Here is a 21,607-nt window from a genome sequence, read left to right as displayed (position 1 = left end):
CCGGCGCAGAGTGAATACGCCGGGCTTAACGCATTTATTTACAGTTGGCTGCTGTCAATACGGCCAGGTTTTTCCCTACGCCAGCATAGTTCGCCAGTTTATCCTTCACGCACTGTGCGGAAACAGGGGAATAGCTATACGGGACGGCAGGGAATTTGCCCGTGCTTTTCCAGTCATCTGCATTAATGTGCGGTGTGGACGGTTTACCCCAGGTGATGTTGTATTTAGCAAAATCAGACGGGCTGGTGATGTTGTTGTTACGCAATTCCCAAGTACCGAAGTTGGAATCGTCATTACGTGCAGTTACTGGGTTGAGTGCATTTTCAAACCAGTTGCTTTCGATCAGGGCAATCCCTTTCTGGCGGACGTTAAAGCCTGAACTTTTGATACCGTCATACAGGTTGTTATAAGCATGCACCTGACCACCACGTTGCAGCGGCAGACGTGAGTTAACATCGCTGTAAATATTGTGATGGTAAGTCAGATTACGACCCGTATCCGTGTTGCTTGAACCGCTTAAACCTACTTTTTTCACGCCGTGGATGTAGTTGTACGATACCGTGACGTTGGTTGAGGCTTTCTTGATATCGACAGCCGATTCAAACGTGGTGTCGTTATCTGGCGTACCGGCACATTCAAAGTTCTTCGCGAAGATTTCGTTGTGATCGATCCAGACGTTCGGTGAGTTATCAATACGGATTGCATCGCCATCTTTTGCGCCGCCCGGCATATAACCGAAACGCATATTACGTACGACAACGTTGGAAGAGTTAACCACCCAGATCCCAAAGTTAGCGGAAGATCCATTAGTACCGAGGATGGTGATCCCTTTGGTGAATTCTTTGATTTCTACGCCGCGCGGATCTTTGCTCCATTGGCCACAGATATTGGCTTCAGCGGCTTTGATCAGTGCATCTTCATTACCGTTATAGGTAATCACGAGCGGGTAGGCTCCCCCCTTGACTGCTTTACCGTTTGAATCTTTTTTCGCTGCCTCAATGATATCGACGATATCTTGCAGAGAGCGTGCGGTTTTTTTCACAGCACCGGAAACGTCGCCGCCGTCAGTGGTGGCGTAACCTCCCGTATTTGCTGCCATTGTTGGTTGGGCTGCAAGCAGTAACAGCCCAGCGGCTGCAGAAGGCAGTAGGTATTTCATTGTGTACTCTCCTTGACATAGAATTTTTCTGGGTATTTATCACTACACACCCTGTGTAATAAAAAGGCTGTTTCAACAAAAATGAAATTAAGGTTTGTCTATAAAGCCGAGCTAAGTGTTAACATAAAAAATAAACAATACAAGATGGGGCGATAAATATATTAATTAAATAACAGAGGAGAGTTGGCTTGACTTGCGTTTACTACTTTTAAATAGAAACTAATTTCCATTTAAATTCATTTAAATCAATGTTTTGTGTTTTTATTTGAATTTTTATTCTTTATTTTTACCTGTTTCATCTCTAGGCTTTATTCACTCGATAGCAATTGTGATCGCCGTCAAAAGTTAAAAATAAATATTGATGAGAAAGATAAGTCCCGTCGGATAGCCTGCCAATTTAAAAAAACATAATTAATTCATGAGGGATTTTTAGTTATTATTTTTTTTGTTAAAAATAGTTTCAGGAGAGTCGTTTCTATAGGGGATAGTAATAAATATTACCTATTAATTATGAAGTTTTCACAGAAATAAATAATTTGTTATCTGTGTAATTATAATCTTGCTATCTTTATATTTTAACTCAGTAAAAATCTATCTAACCTATTTCACTCTATTGATTGAGAAATTTTATATTTGAATATATCGGCAGACACTGCGATGCGTCAAACAAGAGAGAACACTGATATGCGACTGTCGTTTATCTGTGTAAATATTTTACGTACATATTTTTTGTTGACAAATTATTTTTCTTGACCATGAAGTTTACGAAAGGTAGCATTATTAGAATGCATGAAAGCCATTTTCATACACGCTACTAGGATCGTAAGATGTTCATCTCAGATAAAAAAATTGCAGAAAATTTAATTGAAAAATCAATTGTTCTTATCGAGCAAATCAAAGCCGAATTAGTCGTGCTGAAAAGATCTTTGCCTCAGGAGGAATATGAAAAGTGTCGGCATGTTGCCGGGCACTTGATTTATACGTTAACGGGTAAGGTTATAAATGATATTTCAATTGACCATCCAGATTTAAAACCAGATGGCTTCACGGTTTATGTAAATAAGGATGCGGATGTGTAATTTTTTTGTTGTTATTTTTTCTTTTTTGTTATTGTAGCGTGCTATTTTGGTTTTTAAATGGTGCATAATAGAGAAAAGAAAAAAAACTTGATTTCCTTACTCATTATTTTAGTATTAATTAGATTTTGGCAATGAATGTAATGGATTTGTTGCCTAAATTATCTTGGTTATTGGAATATAAAGAACCAAGTACAAGTATTAGAAACATTAATTAGCATACTTTTAAAGGATTGAGTTATGTTAAAATCCCCTACCTTGCTGGTATTATCTCCATTTATTTTGTCGTTTGTTTTATTTTCTAGTAAAGCGATCAGTTCAGATGATAAACCCCTTCCTATTTATCTTATTAATGGGAAAGTAAATTTTATACAGACACAAAATCAAAATATTTGTATTGTTAAAAATAAAAAATCGAATGAAATTATTGTCGAGGAAAAATATTCACGAACCCTAACCGATAGATGCATAGCTGAATGTTCATACCTATTAGATATGCCTGGTGATTATGGAAGTACGAACTTTCATAGTTGTCTTGCACAATGTAAAGGTGGCGTTGCGATGTGTGATTTCTAATTTTAAAATTGTTTTTTGTCACTGTCTTTTAAAAAATAATCTTGTTAATTTTTTATATTCATTTTCATGAATTTTTTAATTCTTTTGTTGAGAAATTCAATTAGTAAATTTAAAAGGATGGTATGAGTCATGGCTTCATACAAGATACGGATTTTGAGTTGCAGCGGCGGTACCCAAGAAATAATGTGCCCTGATGATAAATATATACTTGATGCTGCTGAAGAGGCCGGAGTAGATCTTCCTTACAGTTGCCGGGCTGGGGCGTGTTCTTCATGTGCATGTCGGGTGATCTTTGGAAGCTATGATGATAGCGATCAATCTTTCCTTGATGGAACCCAGAGAGGAACATTTATATTATCTTGTACAACATATCCTACATCAGATATGACAATAATGTCCCATGCTGAAGCTGATTTGGTTGAGTAAGAGGATTGAATAATGGTTAGCAGAAGGAATTTTATTTTATCCGGTGTTGCATTCAGCCTTTGTAGCTTGGCATATAGAGTAAATAGTGAAACTGGCGAGCGACCTATAGTAATAAATGCAGTGTTAATTAATGACGTAAATGATATTAATGAACGATTGGATAAGTTTATATTTAAAAAAGGTCAATGCAATTCTGTTAAATCAACACAACAGAGTGCTGTAAAAGTTATTATTAATGTTATCCGTAAGTCTACGATGGAGGCTTTAACCGGAAGCAAAGTGGGGTTATGCCTTTCTGATGCTTTCAAATCCAAAGGAAAGCTTGCTTCTGCGACTGAGAGTTGCAATCTAACGTGGGCCGAAATTAGAGATGAAACACCTGTCGAGTTCATCACCTACATTCCTAAATTGTCGTTAAAAGGAAAAAAGGTGATGAATCCTATGGATATTGTCATTAGAGATGGGAATAAATTTGGCGTCTATCGGTTTAATTTCCCGTTGGATTATTTATCCTCGATCGGTGTATTCCAATCGAGTGCGAAAGAAGCAGTAACAACGACTACCCTGACAGATAAAGCAATCGAGCTATATGGGGCAAAGTCAGACACCTCAATTGCTGAACTACGACCTGATTTTGTTGATGGTTTTTATCGGGTGCCTATAACCTTTATCTTGGATGACGCTTAGCTAGCGTTAATAGATCGCGCTTGTTAATCTAATCAATATCTAACTAAAGTAGAGATTCTGCACCTTTAACTCGGAATCTCTGCTTCCTTCCCTCTAACACGCCTTTGGATGCAACTAAGATCGACCTCTCGCCATCCTTCTCGCTGCACATACAGATACAATAATCAGCGTTGCATGTGTCTATGAAAAACGCATTGACATAATTTTCGGGTATTATTGTGGATATCAAGAGTAGGATTAATTTAAATAACTAATATTTATCATAACATTAAGTCAATATGCTGCTAATTATCGATAACTACGACTCCTTTACCTACAACCTTTATCAATACTTTTGTGAGCTTGGCGCACAGGTCGTGGTGAAGCGTAATGATGAACTGACACTGCGTGAGATTGAACGGCTTGCGCCCGAGCGGTTGGTGATTTCACCCGGCCCCTGTACGCCAGACGAGGCGGGCATTTCACTGGCTGCCATTCGTCACTTTGCTGATAAGTTGCCTATTCTTGGCGTGTGTCTTGGTCATCAGGCGATGGGGCAAGCGTTTGGCGCGCGGGTGGTGCGGGCGCGGCAGGTGATGCATGGCAAAACTTCAGCAATTGTGCACAACAATACGGGTGTTTTCACCGGGTTGGCTCAGCCTTTGACGGTTACCCGCTATCATTCGCTCATCATTGATCCCGCTTCGCTACCCGATTGTTTTGAGGTTACCGCCTGGAGCGAATATGAAGGGAAGCGTGACGAGGTTATGGGAATCCGTCACCGCTCGTTGCCGCTGGAAGGCGTACAGTTTCATCCTGAGAGTATCCTCAGCCAGCAAGGACATCAGCTTTTGGATAATTTCCTTAAAATTTAATCGTATAGAAAGTTATTCTCTTCATCGGCTGATTTAATATTGCCTGTGATTGATTTTTTATGCATATTTATTGACTATATTTTCATTTCTGACGTAATGGACAGCAGAGTGAGGCAGCAAATGGCAGCAGAGCAGAAAGCAGTGACACGGGATACCCACGATAAGGTTATTTTGCCGGTTTATGCACCCGCGAAGTTTGTACCAGTGAAAGGTAAGGGGAGCCGCGTCTGGGATCAGGATGGCCGAGAATATATCGATTTCTCCGGTGGGATCGCGGTCACGGCGCTCGGTCACTGCCATCCGGCGCTGGTTAATGCGTTACAGCAGCAGGGCGAAAAACTGTGGCATACCAGCAATATTTTCACGAATGAACCTGCGCTACGCCTCGCCAGCAAACTGATCGATGCCACTTTTGCCGATCGCGTGTTCTTTGTTAACTCTGGTGCAGAGGCTAACGAAGCTGCATTTAAGCTGGCACGTCATTATGCGGTTAAACGCCATAGTCCGTATAAAACCAAGATCATCGCCTTCTACAATGCATTCCATGGCCGTACGCTGTTCACCGTTTCAGTTGGCGGACAACCTAAATATGCCGATGGTTTTGGGCCTAAGCCTGCCGATATCGTGCATGTTCCGTTCAACGATCTCGCTGCCGTTAAAGCGGTGATGGACGATCACACCTGTGCGGTCGTGCTGGAACCGATTCAGGGTGAAGGCGGAATTACCCCCGCTACGCCTGAATTTTTGCAGGGCGTGCGTGACTTGTGCGATCAACATAAAGCGCTGCTGGTATTTGATGAAGTGCAGAGTGGGATGGGACGCACCGGTAAATTATTCAGCTACATGCACTACGGTATTACGCCGGACATCCTGACAACGGCTAAAGCATTGGGCGGTGGTTTCCCGATTAGCGCGATGCTGACGACAGAAGAGATCGCATCAGCTATGACGGTTGGGGTACACGGCACCACTTATGGCGGCAACCCGCTGGCTTGTGCGGTGGCGGAAGCTGCGCTGGATATCATCAACACGCCGGAAGTACTGTCGGGCGTAGCGGATCGTCACGAGCGTTTTGTCAGTGAACTTGAGAAAATTAACCAGCAGTACGGCGTATTCGAACAGGTTCGCGGTATGGGGCTGCTGCTGGGTGCAGAACTGAAACCGCAATGGCATGGCCGCGCGGGAGAGTTCCTGGCTGCCGCAACGGCGCAGGGGCTGATGGTTTTGATGGCAGGACCGAACGTGATCCGTTTTGTACCATCGTTGATTATTGATGAAGACGATATTGTGCAGGGAATGGAGAAGTTCGCCAACGCGGTTGCGCAGGTCGTTAACGTAGGAAACTGAGTGACGTTCTCAAAAGCGCAGCGATAAAAAACGTAGAGAACGTTTTTCAACGTTGCTTGCGACGGTCCATAGGGTGGCGAGCAGGAAGCTCGCCATAAAAAAGCGTGAAGCAGAGGCTTCACGCTTTTTTGTTGGTAGGGTACAGCGACAGGGATTAGCGGGTGCCGTAAACGACAATCGTTTTACCGTGCGCGGAGATCAGGTTCTGGTCTTCTAACATTTTCAGAATGCGGCCCACGGTTTCACGTGAGCAGCCAACGATTTGCCCAATTTCCTGACGGGTAATTTTAATTTGCATGCCATCTGGATGCGTCATGGCATCAGGTTGTTTGGCCAGGTTGAGTAATGTTTGGGCGATACGGCCGGTCACATCAAGGAAGGCGAGGTTGCCGACTTTCTCAGAGGTGACCTGAAGTCTGCTTGCCATTTGCGCAGACAAGCGCATGAGGATATCCGGGTTAACCTGGATGAGTTGGCGGAATTTTTTATAGGAAATTTCAGCCACTTCACAGGCGGTTTTTGCCCGAACCCAGGCACTGCGTTCCTGACCTTCTTCAAACAGGCCGAGCTCACCAATAAAATCGCCCTGATTGAGGTAGGAAAGAATCATTTCCTTGCCTTCTTCATCTTTGATTAGCACTGCGACAGAGCCTTTCACGATGTAGTAAAGCGTTTCTGCTTTTTCACCTTGGTGAATCAGCGTGCTCTTCGATGGATACTTGTGGATATGACAATGGGAAAGGAACCATTCGAGAGTTGGGTCTGTCTGCGGTTTGCCGAGAACCATTCGCTATCATCCTCTGTTGTAATTCACTGCGCAAATTACAGGGGTCAGAGTTCCCTGTACGGCGTGTTTAACTGCTAAAAAAATAAAATTCAGTCTAGTCAGAATGACGTCAGGGAATATACTGGAACCACTGTACCCTTGATTTTTCGGTTGCTACCTTGGTGCACCGTAAACGTGGCTGGGTATGTCTGGCTACGTCATCATCATCTTCTTCGTTTCTGGCTTTGTCCAGAAAAGGTCTATTCTATTTTCGTTTTAACACAGCTTTAAGGATGTGTCTTGTGTTGTCTCGCTTCAGCATGACAAAGCTCTGATTAACGCTGGTTTTTGTACAGTAACGGTATAAATTTTCAAAAAATTTTTAGTGGAGAGGCATCATGCAGGCTCGGGTAAAATGGGTTGAAGGCTTAACGTTTTTAGGCGAATCCGCATCAGGGCATCAGGTATTGATGGACGGTAATTCCGGCGATAAAGCGCCCAGTCCGATGGAAATGGTGTTGATGTCCGTAGGGGGATGCAGTGCGATTGATGTGGTGTCGATTCTGCAAAAAGGTCGCAACGACGTGGCAGATTGTGAGGTGAAATTAACCTCGGAGCGCCGCTCTGAAGCGCCGCGCTTATTTACCCATATCAATCTACATTTTATCGTGACGGGAAAAGGGCTGACTGACAAAGCCGTAGAGCGAGCCGTTGCCCTGTCAGCGGAAAAATACTGCTCTGTGGCCTTGATGCTGGGTAAAGCCGTTGAGGTGACGCACAGCCACGAAATTAGAGTGCTGGAATAATCCCTTTCTCTGGGCACGACCTCGCCGTGCCCAGCTTCGCTTATTCGATGGCTTTCCCTTCTATCAGCCGCTGTACCAGCGGTGCCATGATGAGTTCCATTGCTAGCCCCATTTTTCCGCCGGGAACGACTAACGTATTGATGTGGGAGATAAATGACCCCTGCAACATGGCGAGCAGATAGGGATAATCAATATTATCCAACCCTTGAAAGTGAATGACGACGAAGCTTTCATCCAGTGAGGGAATCGACTTGGCGGCAAACGGGTTAGAGGTGTCTACGGTAGGCACGCGCTGGAAGTTGATGTGTGTGCGAGAAAACTGCGGCGTGATATAGGTGATGTAGTCTTCCATGGAGCGGACGACGGAATCCATCACTGCTTCACGTGAGTGACCGCGTTCATTGACGTCACGAATCAGCTTTTGAATCCACTCCAGATTGACGATCGGCACGACGCCGACGAGCAAATCGACATGTTGCGCCACGTTGTTTTGTTCAGTGACCACGCCACCATGCAGCCCCTCGTAGAACAGGATATCGGTGGGTTCCGGCATCGGTTCCCACGGTGTGAATGTTCCAGGAACCTGATTATAAGGAATGGCTTCATCATAAGTGTGAAGGTATTTACGCGTCTGGCCGCGACCATGCAGGCCATATTCGATAAACGATTGTTCCAGCAGGCTGAAATCATTCGCTTCTGGGCCGAAATAGCTAATGTGGCGTCCTAAATCACGCGCTTTGCGGATCGCCATGTCCATTTCCGGGCGGGTATAGCGGTGAAAGCTGTCGCCTTCTAACTGGGCTGCTCGTAGATCAAACTGCTGGAAAATCTTACGAAAGGCTAGGCTGGTTGTCGTGGTTCCCGCTCCGCTGGAGCCCGTAACCGCAATAATCGGATGCTGATGTGACATAAAGCGCGTGACTCCGTGATCGCGATGCGCGCATAGGCTGAAAGCCTGCGTACATTCTCAAAAATGACGTAATGGTTCCCATTGTTAGCATGTTTGGCGTGTTCTTTCACGCCTTTCACCATGCTCAATAAGGAGCATGTCCACCGGCATTGAGCTGTCCGCGCGGCATAATATTTAGCGTCTCATGCAACTCAGACCACACCAAAACGACCTCGCCAGATTGGAGCTGACTACGGATATCTTCCACTTTCTGCGCCAGCGAACGCTCCTGTTCGCCATAATCGGTGCCTTCACGCAGCACAAATGATTCGATGATGTTATCCAGCGTTTCTGGATCGAGCTGTTGCCAGGGAATAATCACGCTAGGGTTCCTGAGTAAAAGTGGTTCCTGAAGAAGGATCGGCGGCATGGTCCAAAAATGGGCTAAGCCAGTTGGGAATGCGCTGTTCCAGCCACATTTCCGGTTTCAATAACGTACCACTCACGAAGCCAACATGCCCGCCGTGTTGTGTTAGCTGATACTCAATATTAGACGGTAACTGCGACAGATCGGGAATGACGTCTGACGTCATAAAAGGATCGTCTTTTGCGTGGATGATCAGCAACGGCTTACGTATTTGAGGTAACAGCGGCAGGGCGCTACAGCGTCGATAGTAGTCAGCGGCATCGTGGAAGCCGTGGATACGTGAGGTAATGACGTCATCAAACTCGCGTAGCTGGCGGATTCGCTTCAACTGCGGCAACTGAATCGGCAGTGTATCTGGGTAGGCTGCCAGCTTGCGGCCAGCGTTTTGTTTCAACAGGCGTAGTAGGTAGTGCTGATAGACGCGGGAGAAACCCTGTTCCATCCGACGGCTGCAAGGTTCGAGCATCAATGGCGCGGAAACGATGGCCGCAGCGGACAGGGAACAGGCTTCACCCTGCTGACCGAGTAGGTAGGCTAGCATGTTGCCGCCGAGAGAAACGCCGATGGCAGCGGTTGGCGCATCGCCCAGCGTTTCTTGCATCCAGCGCAGAAAATAGCTGGCATCGCTGGTTTCGCCGGAATGATAAATACGCTTCATCCGATTGGGCTTACCGCTGCACCCGCGAAAATGCATGATGACGGTCAGCCAGCCGCGCTGTTTGCAGGCATGAAGCAGGCCGTGAGCGTAAGGGCTGTGGAAACTGCCCTCCAATCCGTGAAACAGCACCACACGCGGTTTATGCCGTGCCTGCTCGGGCGCTTCGCTCCATGCCAGATCGACGAAATCGCCGTCGGGTAATTCGAGCGCCTGCCAGACTGGCGAAAACTGCGCGTGACGGCGAATCAGGCGCGGTAATAGCGTTTGCAGATGTGGATTATGCGCACCGCTTAGCGGATGAAAATGGTCATGCATAAAGGATATGAAAATCTTGTTGTCGGCTCTTGTACGATCAATATCACACTGTTAGCTTCAATGCTGCCAGTTGGTACGACATTTGGGTCAGGAGCGCCCACAAATAATGGAACTGAGTTTATTTCTTTCGATGTTGGGGTTTTTGTGGGTGGCGGCTATTACACCGGGGCCGAATAATATGCTGTTGACCACTTCGGGCGCGAATTTTGGCTTTATGCGTTCACTGTGGTTGATGGTTGGCATCATGTTGGGGATGCAGAGCATTTTGCTGCTGGTAGCATTCGGCGTCGGCGGCTTGATTCTGATTTATCCTTCGCTGCACTTTATTCTGAAAGTCCTCGGTAGTGCCTATCTGCTTTGGCTGGCGTGGAAAATCGCCACGGCGGCTTACGAGCGGTTGGAGACATCCGTTGCGCCGCCTCAGCCGATCCGACTTTATCAAGGGTGGTTGTTGCAATTCCTGAACCCGAAAGCGTGGCTCATGGCACTGGGTGCGGTTGCTAGTTTTAGCCTGGCGGGCGAAGGCTATAACCATTCGGTGATTGCGATAAGCATCGGGATTGTGTTGGTCAATCTGGTTTCGGGAGTCATCTGGCTTGGGTTCGGCACGATGATTGGGCGACTGCTGCGCAGTAAAAAAGCGTGGATTATCTTCAACGTGTCAATGGGGCTGCTGACCGCCGCCTGTGTGCTGTTGATTTGGCATTAATGCTGATTTGGTTCAGGTGAAGTAGCGAGCGGTTTTCCGCTCGCGACTCCTTTCAGGCGAGAAATACCAAAATTACTCGCTCTGCATCATCTGCTCTAGCTGTTCTTGTGCGTCCAGCCAGGACATTTCCGTTTCTTCCAGCTCGATTTTGACTTTGGTTTGTTGTTGCAGGCAGTCGGTGAGTTCGGCCTTGCGGCTGATGTCATAGATGGCGCTGTCCGCTAGCCGGGCTTCCAGCGCCGCCAGCGTTTCCCCTAGCTTTCCCATCTGCTGCTCAAGCTTGGTTATCTGTTTGCGCAGCGGCTGCGTTTGCGTTCTCAACTCGGCTTCGCGGCGTTTCTGATCTTTTCTACCTTGTGCGCTGTTGGCGGCATTCTCTTTTGGTGTTTCATCGGCCGCGTTTTCCTGACGTTGCAGGCCGACCAGCCACTGTTGGTAGTCTTCCAAATCGCCATCGAACGGTTCCACTTTCTGGTCGTGTACCAGATAGAGATCGTCGGTGGTAGAACGGATCAGGTGTCGATCGTGCGAGACGACAACCAGCGCGCCTTCAAAATCGATTAACGCTTCGGTCAATGCCTGACGCATATCCAGATCGAGGTGGTTGGTCGGTTCGTCGAGCAACAGGAGGTTCGGGCGCTGCCAGACGATCAGTGCCAGTACCAGACGGGCTTTTTCGCCGCCGGAGAAGCGCTCGGTGATCTCCGTGACTTTGTCGCCCTGAAAACCGAAGCCACCGAGGTAGTCGCGCAGCTGTTGTTCCGTTTCCCGCTCTGCCAGACGCACCAAATGTTGCAAAGGCGATTCGTCCGCACGCAGAAACTCCAACTGGTGCTGGGCGAAATAACCGAGCTTCACGCCTTTCGCCAGCCCGATTTCTCCTTTCAGCGGGGCAAGCGTGCCAGCAAGCAGCTTGATCAGCGTAGATTTACCTGCGCCGTTATGGCCGAGCAGCCCGATGCGAGAACCCGGCACTAAATTGAGTTTGATCGATTCGAGAATCAGCTTGTCGTTGTAGCCTGCGCTGACCTTTTCCATCTTCATCAGTGGATTGGGCAGCGATTCCGGGGCGCGAAAGCTAAAGCGGAACGGGTTATCGACATGCGCTGGCGCAATCATCTCCATGCGTTCCAGCATTTTTATCCGGCTTTGCGCCTGCTTGGCTTTGGTCGCTTGCGCACGGAATCGGTCAATATAGTGTTGCAGATGCGCGACACGCTCCTGCTGGTGCTCATAAAGCGATTGTTGCTGTGCGAGGCGGGTGGCGCGTTGGCGTTCAAACGAAGAATAGTTACCCGTGTACTCGTTAAGCGACTGCTGCTCGATGTGCAGAATCTTGGTCACTACCGGATCGAGGAAATCACGGTCGTGCGAGATCAGAACCAGCGTGCCGGCATAGTTTTTTAGCCATTTTTCCAGCCAGATAACCGCATCCAGATCGAGGTGGTTGGTTGGTTCATCTAGTAGTAACAGGTCTGAACGACAGATCAGCGCCTGCGCCAGATTCAGACGCATCCGCCACCCACCGGAAAAGGCGCTGACAGGCTGCTGCAACTGTGGCTGAGAAAACCCTAACCCATTGAGCAGGCTTGACGCCCTGGCCTGGATCGTCCAGGCCTGAATCGCATCCAGCTTGCCGTGTAGCGTGGCAATGGCGTTGCCGTCGTTCTCTTCGTTGGCGGTTTGCAACGCGGCTTCCAACTGGCGATACTCACGGTCACCGTCAATCACGTAGTCCAGCGCGGGTTTGTCCAACGCGGGGGTTTCCTGATTAACCCAGGCCAATGACCAATTTTGCGGAAATGTCGCGCTACCACCGTCGGCGCTGATTTCACCTTTCAGTAATGACAGCAGCGTAGATTTACCACAGCCGTTCTTGCCAACCAGACCGACTTTCTGGCCGGGATTAACCGTTGCTGTCGCGTTGTCGATGAGAACGCGCACACCACGTCGAATTTGCAGCGAAGAGAAAACAATCATAAAGCGCCGTATGTTCAGAGTATGTTAAATTGTGGACATATCAGGACACGCGGTGTCCTGTTTTTAGTCGTTGCGCTGCATGGTAACGGAAAACGATTATCATGACGACGCTTTGGAGGGGAATGATGTCGCAGCCACCGAAGATTTTGCTGCTGTATGCCCATCCGGAACCACAGGACTCGGTCGCGAACCGGGTCTTATTGCAACCGGCGCAGCAGTTGGCGAATGTAACCGTGCACGATCTTTACGCACACTATCCTGATTTTTTTATCGATATTCATCACGAACAACAGCTGCTGCGTGAGCATCAGATCATTGTTTTCCAACACCCGTTTTATACTTATAGCTGCCCAGCGTTACTGAAAGAGTGGCTCGATAGGGTGTTATCCCGTGGTTTTGCCAATGGGATTGGTGGCAATGCGCTGGCGGGGAAATACTGGCGTTCAGTGATTACGACCGGTGAACCGGAAGATGCTTACCATGCTGATGGCAACAACCGTTACCCCATGGATGATTTGTTACGTCCGTTTGAGCTGACAGCCGGCATGTGTCGTATGCATTGGATGCGCCCGATGATTGTTTACTGGGCGCGTCGTTTACAGCCCGACGTGTTATCGAGCTACGCCAGAGCCTACGGCGAATGGCTATCCTCCCCTTTATCTGAAGAGGAACGCTAATATGGAGAGTTCCGCGCTACTGACCGCCGGAGTCTTGTTTTTGTTTGTGGCGGTAGTAGCTGTACCGATCGCTGCCCGATTAGGAATTGGTGCCGTATTGGGCTATTTGATCGCCGGGATCGCCATTGGCCCTTGGGGACTCGGCTTTATTCGCGATGTGGACGCCATCCTGCATTTCTCGGAGCTGGGTGTCGTTTTCCTGATGTTCATCATCGGTCTGGAACTGAATCCCTCCAAGCTCTGGACGCTGCGTCGTTCAATCTTCGGCGTGGGGGCGGCTCAGGTTGGCCTGAGTGCGCTGATTTTAGGCGGAGCCTTGTATCTGACGGACTTCTCGTGGCAGTCCGCGTTGATTGGTGGCGTGGGGCTGGCGATGTCGTCAACGGCCATGGCGCTGCAACTGATGCGTGAGAAAGGCATGAACCGCAGCGAGTCCGGCCAACTTGGTTTTTCTGTCCTACTGTTTCAGGATTTGGCGGTGATTCCTGCGCTGGCGCTGATTCCCATTCTGGCTGGTGTGCAGGGTGATTTCGGCGATTGGGAGCGGATTGGCCTGAAGGTCGCCGCGTTTCTCGGTATGTTAATCGGTGGCCGCTATCTGGTACGTCCGCTGTTCCGTTTTATTGCGGCATCCGGCGTGCGCGAAGTATTCACTGCCGCAGCGTTGTTGCTGGTGCTCGGCTCTGCGCTGTTTATGGAAGCATTAGGGCTTTCCATGGCGTTAGGCACCTTTATCGCCGGGATTCTGCTGGCGGAAAGCGAATACCGGCATGAGTTGGAAATCGCGATTGAACCGTTCAAAGGTTTGTTATTAGGCCTGTTCTTTATCTCTGTAGGAATGGCGCTGAATCTCGGGATTCTCTACACCCACATCGTGAAAATTATGGTTGCGGTGTTGGTGCTGGTGGCGGTGAAAGCGGCTGTACTTTATTTCCTCGCGCGGGTTAACCGAATGCGCCGCTCCGAGCGCTTGCAGTTTGCTGGCGTGCTGAGTCAAGGCGGCGAGTTTGCTTTCGTGCTGTTTTCTGCCGCGGCTTCATTCAACGTATTGAAAGGTGAGCAACTGCCGCTGCTGCTTGTGACGGTGACGCTATCGATGATGACGACACCGCTGCTGATGCAGGCGATCGACCGCATTCTGGCGCGTCGCTATAACGTGCAGGATGTACCGGATGAGAAACCCTATGTCGAGGATGATGAACCGCAGGTGATTGTGGTGGGTTTCGGACGTTTCGGGCAGGTGATCAGTCGTTTATTAATGGCGAACAAAATGCGGATTACGGTTCTTGAGCGGGATATCAGCGCCGTCAGCCTGATGCGCAGTTATGGCTATAAGGTTTATTATGGCGATGCCACGGAGCTGGAACTGCTGCGTTCGGCAGGTGCGGACAAAGCACGTTCGATTGTGATTACCTGTAATACGCCGGAAGATACGATGGAAATTGTACACCTGTGCCAACAGCATTTTCCGAATCTGGAGATTCTGGCGCGGGCGCGTGGGCGTGTTGAAGCCCATGAACTGTTGCAGACGGGCGTGAGGCATTTCTCACGTGAAACCTTTTCCAGTGCGTTGGAACTGGGGCGGAAAACACTGGTAACACTCGGCATGCATCCCCATCAGGCGATGCGCGCACAGCAGCACTTCCGGCGTCTTGATATGCGTATGCTACGTGAACTGATGCCGCAACTGACAGGAGATGTTGCACAAATCTCCCGTGTGAAAGAGGCGCGTCGTGAGCTGGAGGATATTTTCCAGCGGGAAATGCTGCGCGAGCGTCGTCGACCCAGCGTGTGGGATGAGGACGACGAGTAAGAACCTATTCTCTAGGCTATTTTACTTGCCATTTTGAACCTGGGCAGTGCTCGCACAAACGCAATTGCGTTTGAACGCCTCTTGGGGCGGCCCGTAGGGTGAGCGAAGCGAATAAATCCTCACGTACTACGTGTACGCTCCGGTTTCTGCGCGCTGTCCGTGTCCAAACTGGCTGCGCCAATAACGCCTACCGGGATAGGTTCTAGGTTTTAGAACGGCGATGAATTGGAGTTATCATGCGTAAACGCTTTATTGCAGGGGCGGTGTGCCCGACGTGTCAGGCTCAGGACACGCTGGCGGTTGGACGAGAAGATGACGTCGAGGTCGTGGTGTGCGTGAAGTGCGGGTATCGCCAGAGTCAGGCAGATGAACCCGCTGCGGCAGCCGCTCCGCAGGCTAGCGATATTATCGGGATCTTCCGTCCGGAATAAGGGATGAGTGTCATGATGGCATTGTCATCAACCGTTGACGTTTTTTGATTCCAGACGGTACATAGGGATATTTTTCAGCTACAATTTGCGCCAGTTTAATTTCCAACGGTAGGAGATGTCATGAAAGTAGCAAAAGATCTGGTGGTCAGTCTGGCCTATCAGGTACGTACAGAAGACGGTGTGTTGGTTGATGAGTCTCCGGTGAGCGCACCGTTGGACTATCTGCATGGTCACGGTTCCCTGATTTCAGGTCTGGAAACAGCGTTGGAAGGCCGTGAAGCGGGCGAAACGTTTGATGTGAACATTGGTTCCAGCGACGCTTACGGCAACTATGACGAGAATCTGGTTCAACGCGTACCGAAAGATGTCTTTATGGGCGTTGACGAGCTGCAAGTTGGTATGCGTTTTCTGGCTGAAACCGATCAGGGCCCAGTTCCAGTTGAAATCACCGAAGTTGAAGATGACCACGTTGTTGTCGACGGCAACCATATGCTGGCAGGCCAAAACCTGAGCTTCCATGTTGAAGTGATTGCCATTCGTGAAGCGACGGAAGAAGAATTGGCACACGGCCACGTTCATGGCGAACACGATCATGAACATGGTGATGGTTGCTGCGGCGGTCACGGCCATGACCACGATCATGACCATGATCACCAACACGGTAAAGGCGGCTGCGGCGGCCACGGTGGATGCGGTTGCCACTAATCGGTCGTAGCGCATACGACGGCCGAATACTGTCATAAAAAAAACCTCAGGTTGATGAATATCACCTGAGGTTTTTTTATATCTGGCCGGTGGTGAACCTCGCTATGTCAGGTTCAGTAATGTGGCGGCGGCGTTTCTTCCGACTGAGGAGCGACAAGCGACGTTTGCTGGTTGCGCAGCCTGTCGGTGAGTAGACGGACGTGTTCACGCAGGCGGCTAATTTCTCGCTCGTGTTGAATAACCGTTTGGTTAAGCTCTTCTATGGTTAATTCCTGAAAGGCCTGTCGGCTTTCCAACTGTTCAAGCCGTTCTTCGAGTGCTGATGGTGACATCGGTATTCCCCTTACTTCTTGTTACCTGCGAGTTTGTCAGAAAGCGGAAACTTCTGGTAGTAAAAACGGTCGCAGTAGGGCGCAATGCAGTATCCGAAATGGGGCATATCGTTGCCGGATGGCCTTAGGGCGATACAAATGATGTCGGAAAAGCGTCCTGACATTTTTTATCAAAGGATTGTCGAGTGTGTCGTTGTGTTGTCTTCGTCCGCACAGTTATAGTAGGCGCGAATTTATTTTAATGATGGCTGGAGCACGTCGCTCCAGATGCTGGAGAAATGGATGAAATCACTGTTTAAAGTAACGCTGTTAGCAACAACGATGGCTCTGGCTCTGAACGCAGGTCAGGTCTTGGCAGCAGACAAGGCGCAGGCATCTGACAATGCTGCGGCAGCCAAATTCAAAAGCGATGAGCAGGCAGCGGCTTATGCACTAGGTGCTTCTTTAGGGCGTTACATGGATAACTCTCTGAAAGAGCAAGAAAAGTTAGGTATCAAGCTGGATAAAGAACAGCTGATTGCTGGTGTGCAAGATGCGTTTGCTGACAAGAGCAAGTTGACTGACGAAGAAATCGAGAAAACGCTGCAAGGTTTTGAAGGCAAAGTAAAAGCTGCTGCTGAAGCCAAAATGAAGCAAGATGCGAAAGATAACGCTGATAAAGGCACGAAGTATCTTGAAACTTTCGCCAAAGAAAAAGGCGTGAAGAAAACTGAATCTGGCCTTCTGTATCAGGTTGAGAAAGAAGGTAGCGGCAGCGCACCGAAAGACAGTGATACCGTAGTCGTTAACTACAAAGGTACGCTGGTTGACGGTAGCGAGTTCGATAACTCCTACAAACGTGGTGAGCCGCTTTCTTTCCGTCTGGACGGTGTGATCCCAGGTTGGACTGAAGGTCTGAAGCACGTTAAGAAAGGCGGCAAAATTAAGCTGGCTATCCCACCAGCGCTGGCCTATGGCGAAAACGGCGTGCCTGGTATTCCAGCTAACTCCACACTGGTGTTTGACGTTGAACTGTTGGACATCAAATCTGAAGCTGACCTGAAAGCAGCGGATGATGCGAAAGCTGAAAAACCAGCAGCCGAAGAGAAAGCCGCTAAGTAAGCATCGCGATAGTAGCAATATGACCGCAGGCACTGGCCTGCGGTTTTCACCATACTTCCCTGCAATTGAATCCCTTTCCCGTTAACCGTGACGGCACCTATCTGTCATCTACTACCTGCTACCCATCATCAGCACAGCGCACGTAGCACCTTTGCCAACGTCTTGACGGCAATGTCCAGTTCATGCGGAGCGTGGGCCGCAAATCCCATGAGGAAACCAGCTTTATGCTGGCCCGACGCATGCAGCGCTGTCAGCCCCAGTAGATCGATACCGGCTCGGCGTGCAGACTCCACCGCATCGTGCTCTGGGATGTCTCGAATGAAGATACAGGGCATCTGCATACCTCCAGTCGGCACTCGTGGCTCTACGAAATCAGCCAAATGCTGGCGAACCAGATGTGCCAACGCATCGCGGCGTTCTGCGTAAATGGTACGCATCGTGCGCACATGGGCACCGAAGTGGCCACCTTCAATGAAACGTGCCAGCGTGAGCTGTGGAATCGGTGCGCTGTGCCCATCCATCAAGGTACGGCCCACGGTCATCGGTGCGATCAACTGCGGCGGCAGTACCATGTAGCCGATGCGCAGGCCGGGAAACAGCGATTTGGTGAAGGTGCCGATATAGATCGTGCGATCGTGCGGATCGAGTCCCTGTACGCAGGCAGTGGGTTTACCCGCGTAGTGAAACTCGCTGTCGTAGTCGTCTTCAATAATCCAGCTTTTGTACTGCCTGGCCCATTCGATAACGGCCAGCCTTCGATCTAGCGCCAGCGTCGCACCGGTTGGAAACTGGTGTGATGGCGTCAGGAATACGGCTTTGGCGGGCGTATGATGGTCGCTGCTTGCTTCAAGCAGGCGATCGACCTGCAAGCCATCGGCATCTAACGGTATCGGTACGCACGCGAGCCCGGCAGCCTCAAAAGCCTTGCGTGCGCCGTGGTACACGGGATCTTCAAGGAAGATCCGATCGCCAGCATCCATCAGCACATTCGCGCAGAGAGTTAACGCTTGCTGGGAACTGGTCAACACCAACACACGATCAGGTGTGGCACGGGCTCCTCGTTCAAGATTGACATAGTCTGCGATGGCTCGTCTCAGCGCTTCCATACCCTGCGGTGGGCTGTGTAGCAGCGCCTGAGTGCCATATTCTTTTAGCACCTGCCGTTCCAACCGTTCCCAGGTCTGGAGAGGAAAATTACGTGTTTCCGGCACGCCGGGCGCGAACGCGCGCGGTACGATGAAATCACGTACACCGCCATTCTGGAACATGGCGCTGCCACGTTGGCTGAGGCGCAGTTCTGCTTTGCTATCTCCTGCTTTCCGGGCTTTGCCACGTCCTGACAGACGCTTTGCCCGTTCCGACACGAAACTGCCGCTGCCAACACGACGCTCAATGAACCCTTCTGCATGAAGCTGGCTGTAAGCCGATTCGACCGTATCACGCGAAACCCCGAGTGATGTCGCTAGTGCGCGTGAGGCGGGTAAGGATTTTCCCACGTCGAGGATACCATCGAGGATGAGCTGACGAATCGCACGCTGGATACGAGCATGCAGGGGTAAAGCATCGTGCGTAGGATTGCCAATCCAGGCTTTGACCGATTCAAGCTGGGCGTGTTTGAACAATTGGTCTGCCTATTATCAAAAAAATGGTGGGGAACATCCGGCTATTTTAAATCTATAAATACGTTTCACAACCCATTCATCCTCTTCATCAGGAGTTAGGCTGATGCCGATATCTTCCGATACACCAACTCGCCACGACAGCCATGGTCGCTATCCCGAAGCCGCCACGGTTGAGGATTTCCAACGTAATCTGGCGGCGGTACAGGTGCGCATCGCGGCGGCCTGTCACCGCGTCGGCCGCGATCCTGCAACGGTGCGACTGCTGCCAGTCAGCAAAACTAAACCGGAAAACCGCCTGCGTATGGCCTATATGGCGGGTTGCCGGATATTGGGTGAGAACAAGGTGCAGGAGGCGTACCGCAAATGGGAAGCTATGCAGGACTTAGCCGACTTACAGTGGTCGGTCATTGGCCACCTGCAAACCAATAAGGCTAAGCTGGTGGCGCGCTTCGCTACCGAATTTCAGGCATTGGATAGCCTGCGACTGGCTGAAGCGTTGGATCGCCGCTTACACGTTGAAGGACGTTCGCTGGATGTATTCGTGCAGGTTAATACCTCCGGCGAGGCCAGTAAGTACGGCCTGTCTCCTGAAGACGTACCCGCTTTTATTCAGGCGCTTCCCGCATTCCCTACGTTACGTGTGCGTGGGCTCATGACGCTGGCGCTGTTTTCCAACGAGGCTGAACGTGTGCGTCAGTGTTTTATTCGGCTGCGTAATCTGCGCGACTGGTTGCAGCAAAACGCGCCTGTCGGCGTCGGGCTGGATGAATTATCCATGGGGATGTCCGGCGATTTTGAAATAGCTATTGAGGAAGGTGCCACTGTCGTACGTGTCGGTCAGGCCATCTTCGGGGCGCGTCCTCTTCCGGATAGCTACTACTGGCCTAATGAAACCAGCACAGAAGCAAGTCTTTAAAAAAACCATGATTAACGTATTAGGATGATGCCCCATGTATGACACCTCTTTGACTCTCACGGATTTCGACCCCGAGTTGGCCGATGCCATCCTGCATGAAGAAAATCGTCAGGAAACCCATATTGAACTTATCGCTTCAGAGAACTATGCCAGTCCGCTGGTGATGGCTATCCAGAATTCTGTGTTCACCAACAAATATGCAGAAGGTTACCCCGGAAAGCGCTACTACAGCGGCTGCGAGTATGTAGACGTAGCCGAACGTCTGGCTATCGAACGGGCCAAAGCGCTGTTTGACTGCGATTACGCTAACGTTCAGCCCCATGCTGGTGCTCAGGCTAATGCGGCCGTGTTTCTGGCACTGACTAACCCCGGTGACACCGTGATGGGGATGAATCTGGCTCAAGGCGGGCATTTGACTCACGGTAACCCCTCCAATTTCTCTGGTCGCCACTACAAGATCGTACCTTATGGTCTGGACCCTGAAACAGGGCTTATCGACTATGACGAAATGGAGCGTATTGCCTTGGAAACTCGGCCAAAAATGCTGATAGGCGGGTTCTCCGCCTATTCACGTCACAAGGACTGGGCGCGGATGCGCGCGATTGCTGACAAGGTGGGCGCGATCTTTTGGGTGGATATGGCGCATGTCGCAGGTTTGGTGGCCGCAGGTGAATACCCGAACCCGCTTCCTCACGCACATGTCGTCACCAGTACGACCCATAAAACCCTGCGCGGCCCGCGTGGTGGCATTATTTTGGCCAAGGGGCAGAGTGAGGATTTTTACAAAAAGCTGAATTCCGCTGTGTTCCCCGGCATTCAAGGTGGCCCATTGATGCATATCATTGCGGCTAAAGCGGTAGCCTTCAAGGAAGCGTTACGCCCTGATTTCACGGTTTATCAACGTCAAGTGGTGGCCAATGCCCGGGCAATGGCGCGTATCCTCCAGCAGCGTGGTTACAAGATCGTCTCCGGTGGTACCGACAACCACTTGCTGCTGATCGATCTATCCGACAAGCCGTATACCGGTAAGGATGCCGATGCTGCGCTGAGCGAGGCTTATATCACGGCAAATAAGAATTCGGTGCCTAACGACCCGCGTTCGCCTTTTGTTACCTCGGGTCTGCGTATTGGTACGCCAGCTGTGACGACGCGCGGTTTCGGTGTGGCGGAGTGTGAGCAATTGGCGGGATGGTTATGTGATGTGCTGGATGGACTGGGTGCCGGAAATGAAGAATTAACGACGATACGCGATCGCGTTCGTGAGCAGGTGGTAGCACTGTGCCGCCGCTATCCTGTGTATCAATAATGGGATAAGGCTTCTGCACAGGGATGTGT

Annotated in this window: 23 protein-coding genes; 15 read left to right on the top strand and 8 right to left on the bottom strand. The window is 49.9% G+C overall.

Features of this window, described 5'->3' with window-relative positions; translation table 11 throughout:
• Positions 1-34: 34 nt before the first annotated feature.
• A complete protein-coding gene (gene pelA, locus EDI29_RS19415; protein WP_137742181.1) occupies positions 35-1,159 on the bottom strand; it encodes a pectate lyase PelA in 1,125 nt (374 codons plus the stop codon).
• An 827-nt stretch (positions 1,160-1,986) separates the two neighbouring features.
• Between pelA and EDI29_RS19410 the strand changes: the two genes are divergently transcribed.
• The 6 genes from EDI29_RS19410 (at position 1,987) to argD (ending at position 6,125) form a co-directional block, all read left to right on the top strand.
• Positions 1,987-2,238, top strand: coding sequence for a hypothetical protein (locus tag EDI29_RS19410; RefSeq protein ID WP_137742180.1), 252 nt, complete (start codon positions 1,987-1,989; stop codon positions 2,236-2,238).
• A 237-nt stretch (positions 2,239-2,475) separates the two neighbouring features.
• A complete protein-coding gene (locus EDI29_RS19405) occupies positions 2,476-2,811 on the top strand; it encodes a hypothetical protein (protein ID WP_137742179.1) in 336 nt (111 codons plus the stop codon).
• A 129-nt stretch (positions 2,812-2,940) separates the two neighbouring features.
• Complete coding sequence (locus tag EDI29_RS19400; protein WP_137742178.1) at positions 2,941-3,237, top strand: 2Fe-2S iron-sulfur cluster-binding protein; 297 nt, start codon at positions 2,941-2,943, stop codon at positions 3,235-3,237.
• A gap of 12 nt (positions 3,238-3,249) precedes the next feature.
• Positions 3,250-3,924, top strand: a complete 675-nt coding sequence (locus EDI29_RS19395) for a hypothetical protein (protein WP_137742177.1) — start codon at positions 3,250-3,252, stop codon at positions 3,922-3,924.
• A gap of 278 nt (positions 3,925-4,202) precedes the next feature.
• The gene (locus EDI29_RS19390) at positions 4,203-4,778 is read left to right on the top strand and encodes an aminodeoxychorismate synthase component II (protein WP_137742176.1); all 576 of its coding nucleotides are present in this window, start codon (positions 4,203-4,205) and stop codon (positions 4,776-4,778) included.
• A 120-nt stretch (positions 4,779-4,898) separates the two neighbouring features.
• Positions 4,899-6,125, top strand: a complete 1,227-nt coding sequence (gene argD / locus EDI29_RS19385) for a bifunctional acetylornithine/succinyldiaminopimelate transaminase (RefSeq protein ID WP_137742175.1) — start codon at positions 4,899-4,901, stop codon at positions 6,123-6,125.
• Between the two features lie 154 nt (positions 6,126-6,279).
• Here the strand turns inward: argD and crp are convergent, their stop codons facing one another.
• On the bottom strand, positions 6,280-6,912 hold the full coding sequence (crp, locus tag EDI29_RS19380; protein ID WP_004090925.1) for a cAMP-activated global transcriptional regulator CRP: 633 nt from the start codon (positions 6,910-6,912) through the stop codon (positions 6,280-6,282).
• Positions 6,913-7,289: 377 nt separating this feature from the next.
• Here crp and EDI29_RS19375 point away from each other — a divergent pair, with 377 nt between their 5' ends.
• Positions 7,290-7,697, top strand: a complete 408-nt coding sequence (locus EDI29_RS19375) for an OsmC family protein (protein WP_137742174.1) — start codon at positions 7,290-7,292, stop codon at positions 7,695-7,697.
• A 40-nt stretch (positions 7,698-7,737) separates the two neighbouring features.
• On the opposite strand, the gene EDI29_RS19370 is transcribed toward EDI29_RS19375, so the two are convergent.
• From EDI29_RS19370 to EDI29_RS19360, 3 genes are all read right to left on the bottom strand, one after another.
• Positions 7,738-8,607, bottom strand: coding sequence for a phosphoribulokinase (locus EDI29_RS19370; protein WP_137742173.1), 870 nt, complete (start codon positions 8,605-8,607; stop codon positions 7,738-7,740).
• A gap of 124 nt (positions 8,608-8,731) precedes the next feature.
• Complete coding sequence (locus tag EDI29_RS19365; protein ID WP_048262706.1) at positions 8,732-8,968, bottom strand: YheU family protein; 237 nt, start codon at positions 8,966-8,968, stop codon at positions 8,732-8,734.
• Between the two features lies 1 nt (position 8,969).
• Positions 8,970-9,986, bottom strand: a complete 1,017-nt coding sequence (locus EDI29_RS19360) for a hydrolase (protein WP_137742172.1) — start codon at positions 9,984-9,986, stop codon at positions 8,970-8,972.
• 106 nt (positions 9,987-10,092) lie between these two features.
• Here EDI29_RS19360 and EDI29_RS19355 point away from each other — a divergent pair, with 106 nt between their 5' ends.
• Positions 10,093-10,695: a LysE family translocator gene (locus tag EDI29_RS19355; protein WP_005969536.1), complete on the top strand. Its 603-nt coding sequence runs from the start codon at positions 10,093-10,095 to the stop codon at positions 10,693-10,695.
• 72 nt (positions 10,696-10,767) lie between these two features.
• Here the strand turns inward: EDI29_RS19355 and EDI29_RS19350 are convergent, their stop codons facing one another.
• On the bottom strand, positions 10,768-12,675 hold the full coding sequence (locus EDI29_RS19350) for an ABC transporter ATP-binding protein (RefSeq protein WP_137742171.1): 1,908 nt from the start codon (positions 12,673-12,675) through the stop codon (positions 10,768-10,770).
• A 125-nt stretch (positions 12,676-12,800) separates the two neighbouring features.
• Between EDI29_RS19350 and kefG the strand changes: the two genes are divergently transcribed.
• From kefG to slyD, 4 genes are all read left to right on the top strand, one after another.
• Entirely contained in the window at positions 12,801-13,352 is a 552-nt protein-coding gene (kefG, locus tag EDI29_RS19345; RefSeq protein ID WP_167494537.1) for a glutathione-regulated potassium-efflux system ancillary protein KefG, read from the top strand.
• 1 nt (position 13,353) lies between these two features.
• Positions 13,354-15,165 carry a glutathione-regulated potassium-efflux system protein KefB gene (gene kefB, locus EDI29_RS19340; RefSeq protein WP_137742170.1) on the top strand — a complete coding sequence of 604 codons (1,812 nt, stop codon included), beginning with the start codon at positions 13,354-13,356 and terminating at the stop codon, positions 15,163-15,165.
• 236 nt (positions 15,166-15,401) lie between these two features.
• On the top strand, positions 15,402-15,596 hold the full coding sequence (locus tag EDI29_RS19335) for a YheV family putative zinc ribbon protein (protein WP_137742169.1): 195 nt from the start codon (positions 15,402-15,404) through the stop codon (positions 15,594-15,596).
• Positions 15,597-15,716: 120 nt separating this feature from the next.
• Positions 15,717-16,301, top strand: coding sequence for a peptidylprolyl isomerase (slyD, locus tag EDI29_RS19330; RefSeq protein WP_014701635.1), 585 nt, complete (start codon positions 15,717-15,719; stop codon positions 16,299-16,301).
• A 113-nt stretch (positions 16,302-16,414) separates the two neighbouring features.
• Here slyD and EDI29_RS19325 read toward each other — a convergent pair whose 3' ends face one another.
• Positions 16,415-16,633, bottom strand: coding sequence for a protein SlyX (locus EDI29_RS19325; RefSeq protein WP_107168853.1), 219 nt, complete (start codon positions 16,631-16,633; stop codon positions 16,415-16,417).
• Between the two features lie 282 nt (positions 16,634-16,915).
• On the opposite strand from EDI29_RS19325, the gene fkpA reads away from it, so the two are divergent.
• Complete coding sequence (fkpA, locus tag EDI29_RS19320) at positions 16,916-17,734, top strand: FKBP-type peptidyl-prolyl cis-trans isomerase (protein WP_137742168.1); 819 nt, start codon at positions 16,916-16,918, stop codon at positions 17,732-17,734.
• 128 nt (positions 17,735-17,862) lie between these two features.
• Here the strand turns inward: fkpA and pdxR are convergent, their stop codons facing one another.
• Entirely contained in the window at positions 17,863-19,356 is a 1,494-nt protein-coding gene (gene pdxR / locus EDI29_RS19315) for a MocR-like pyridoxine biosynthesis transcription factor PdxR (RefSeq protein WP_137742167.1), read from the bottom strand.
• Positions 19,357-19,459: 103 nt separating this feature from the next.
• Between pdxR and EDI29_RS19310 the strand changes: the two genes are divergently transcribed.
• Both EDI29_RS19310 and glyA read left to right on the top strand, forming a co-directional pair.
• On the top strand, positions 19,460-20,272 hold the full coding sequence (locus EDI29_RS19310) for a YggS family pyridoxal phosphate-dependent enzyme (RefSeq protein ID WP_137742166.1): 813 nt from the start codon (positions 19,460-19,462) through the stop codon (positions 20,270-20,272).
• Between the two features lie 34 nt (positions 20,273-20,306).
• The gene (glyA, locus tag EDI29_RS19305) at positions 20,307-21,578 is read left to right on the top strand and encodes a serine hydroxymethyltransferase (protein ID WP_137742165.1); all 1,272 of its coding nucleotides are present in this window, start codon (positions 20,307-20,309) and stop codon (positions 21,576-21,578) included.
• The last annotated feature ends 29 nt before the right edge of the window (positions 21,579-21,607 follow it).

This window comes from Pectobacterium polonicum, assembly GCF_005497185.1.
Taxonomy (GTDB): domain Bacteria; phylum Pseudomonadota; class Gammaproteobacteria; order Enterobacterales; family Enterobacteriaceae; genus Pectobacterium; species Pectobacterium polonicum.
This window is presented reverse-complemented; position numbering and strand designations above follow the sequence as displayed.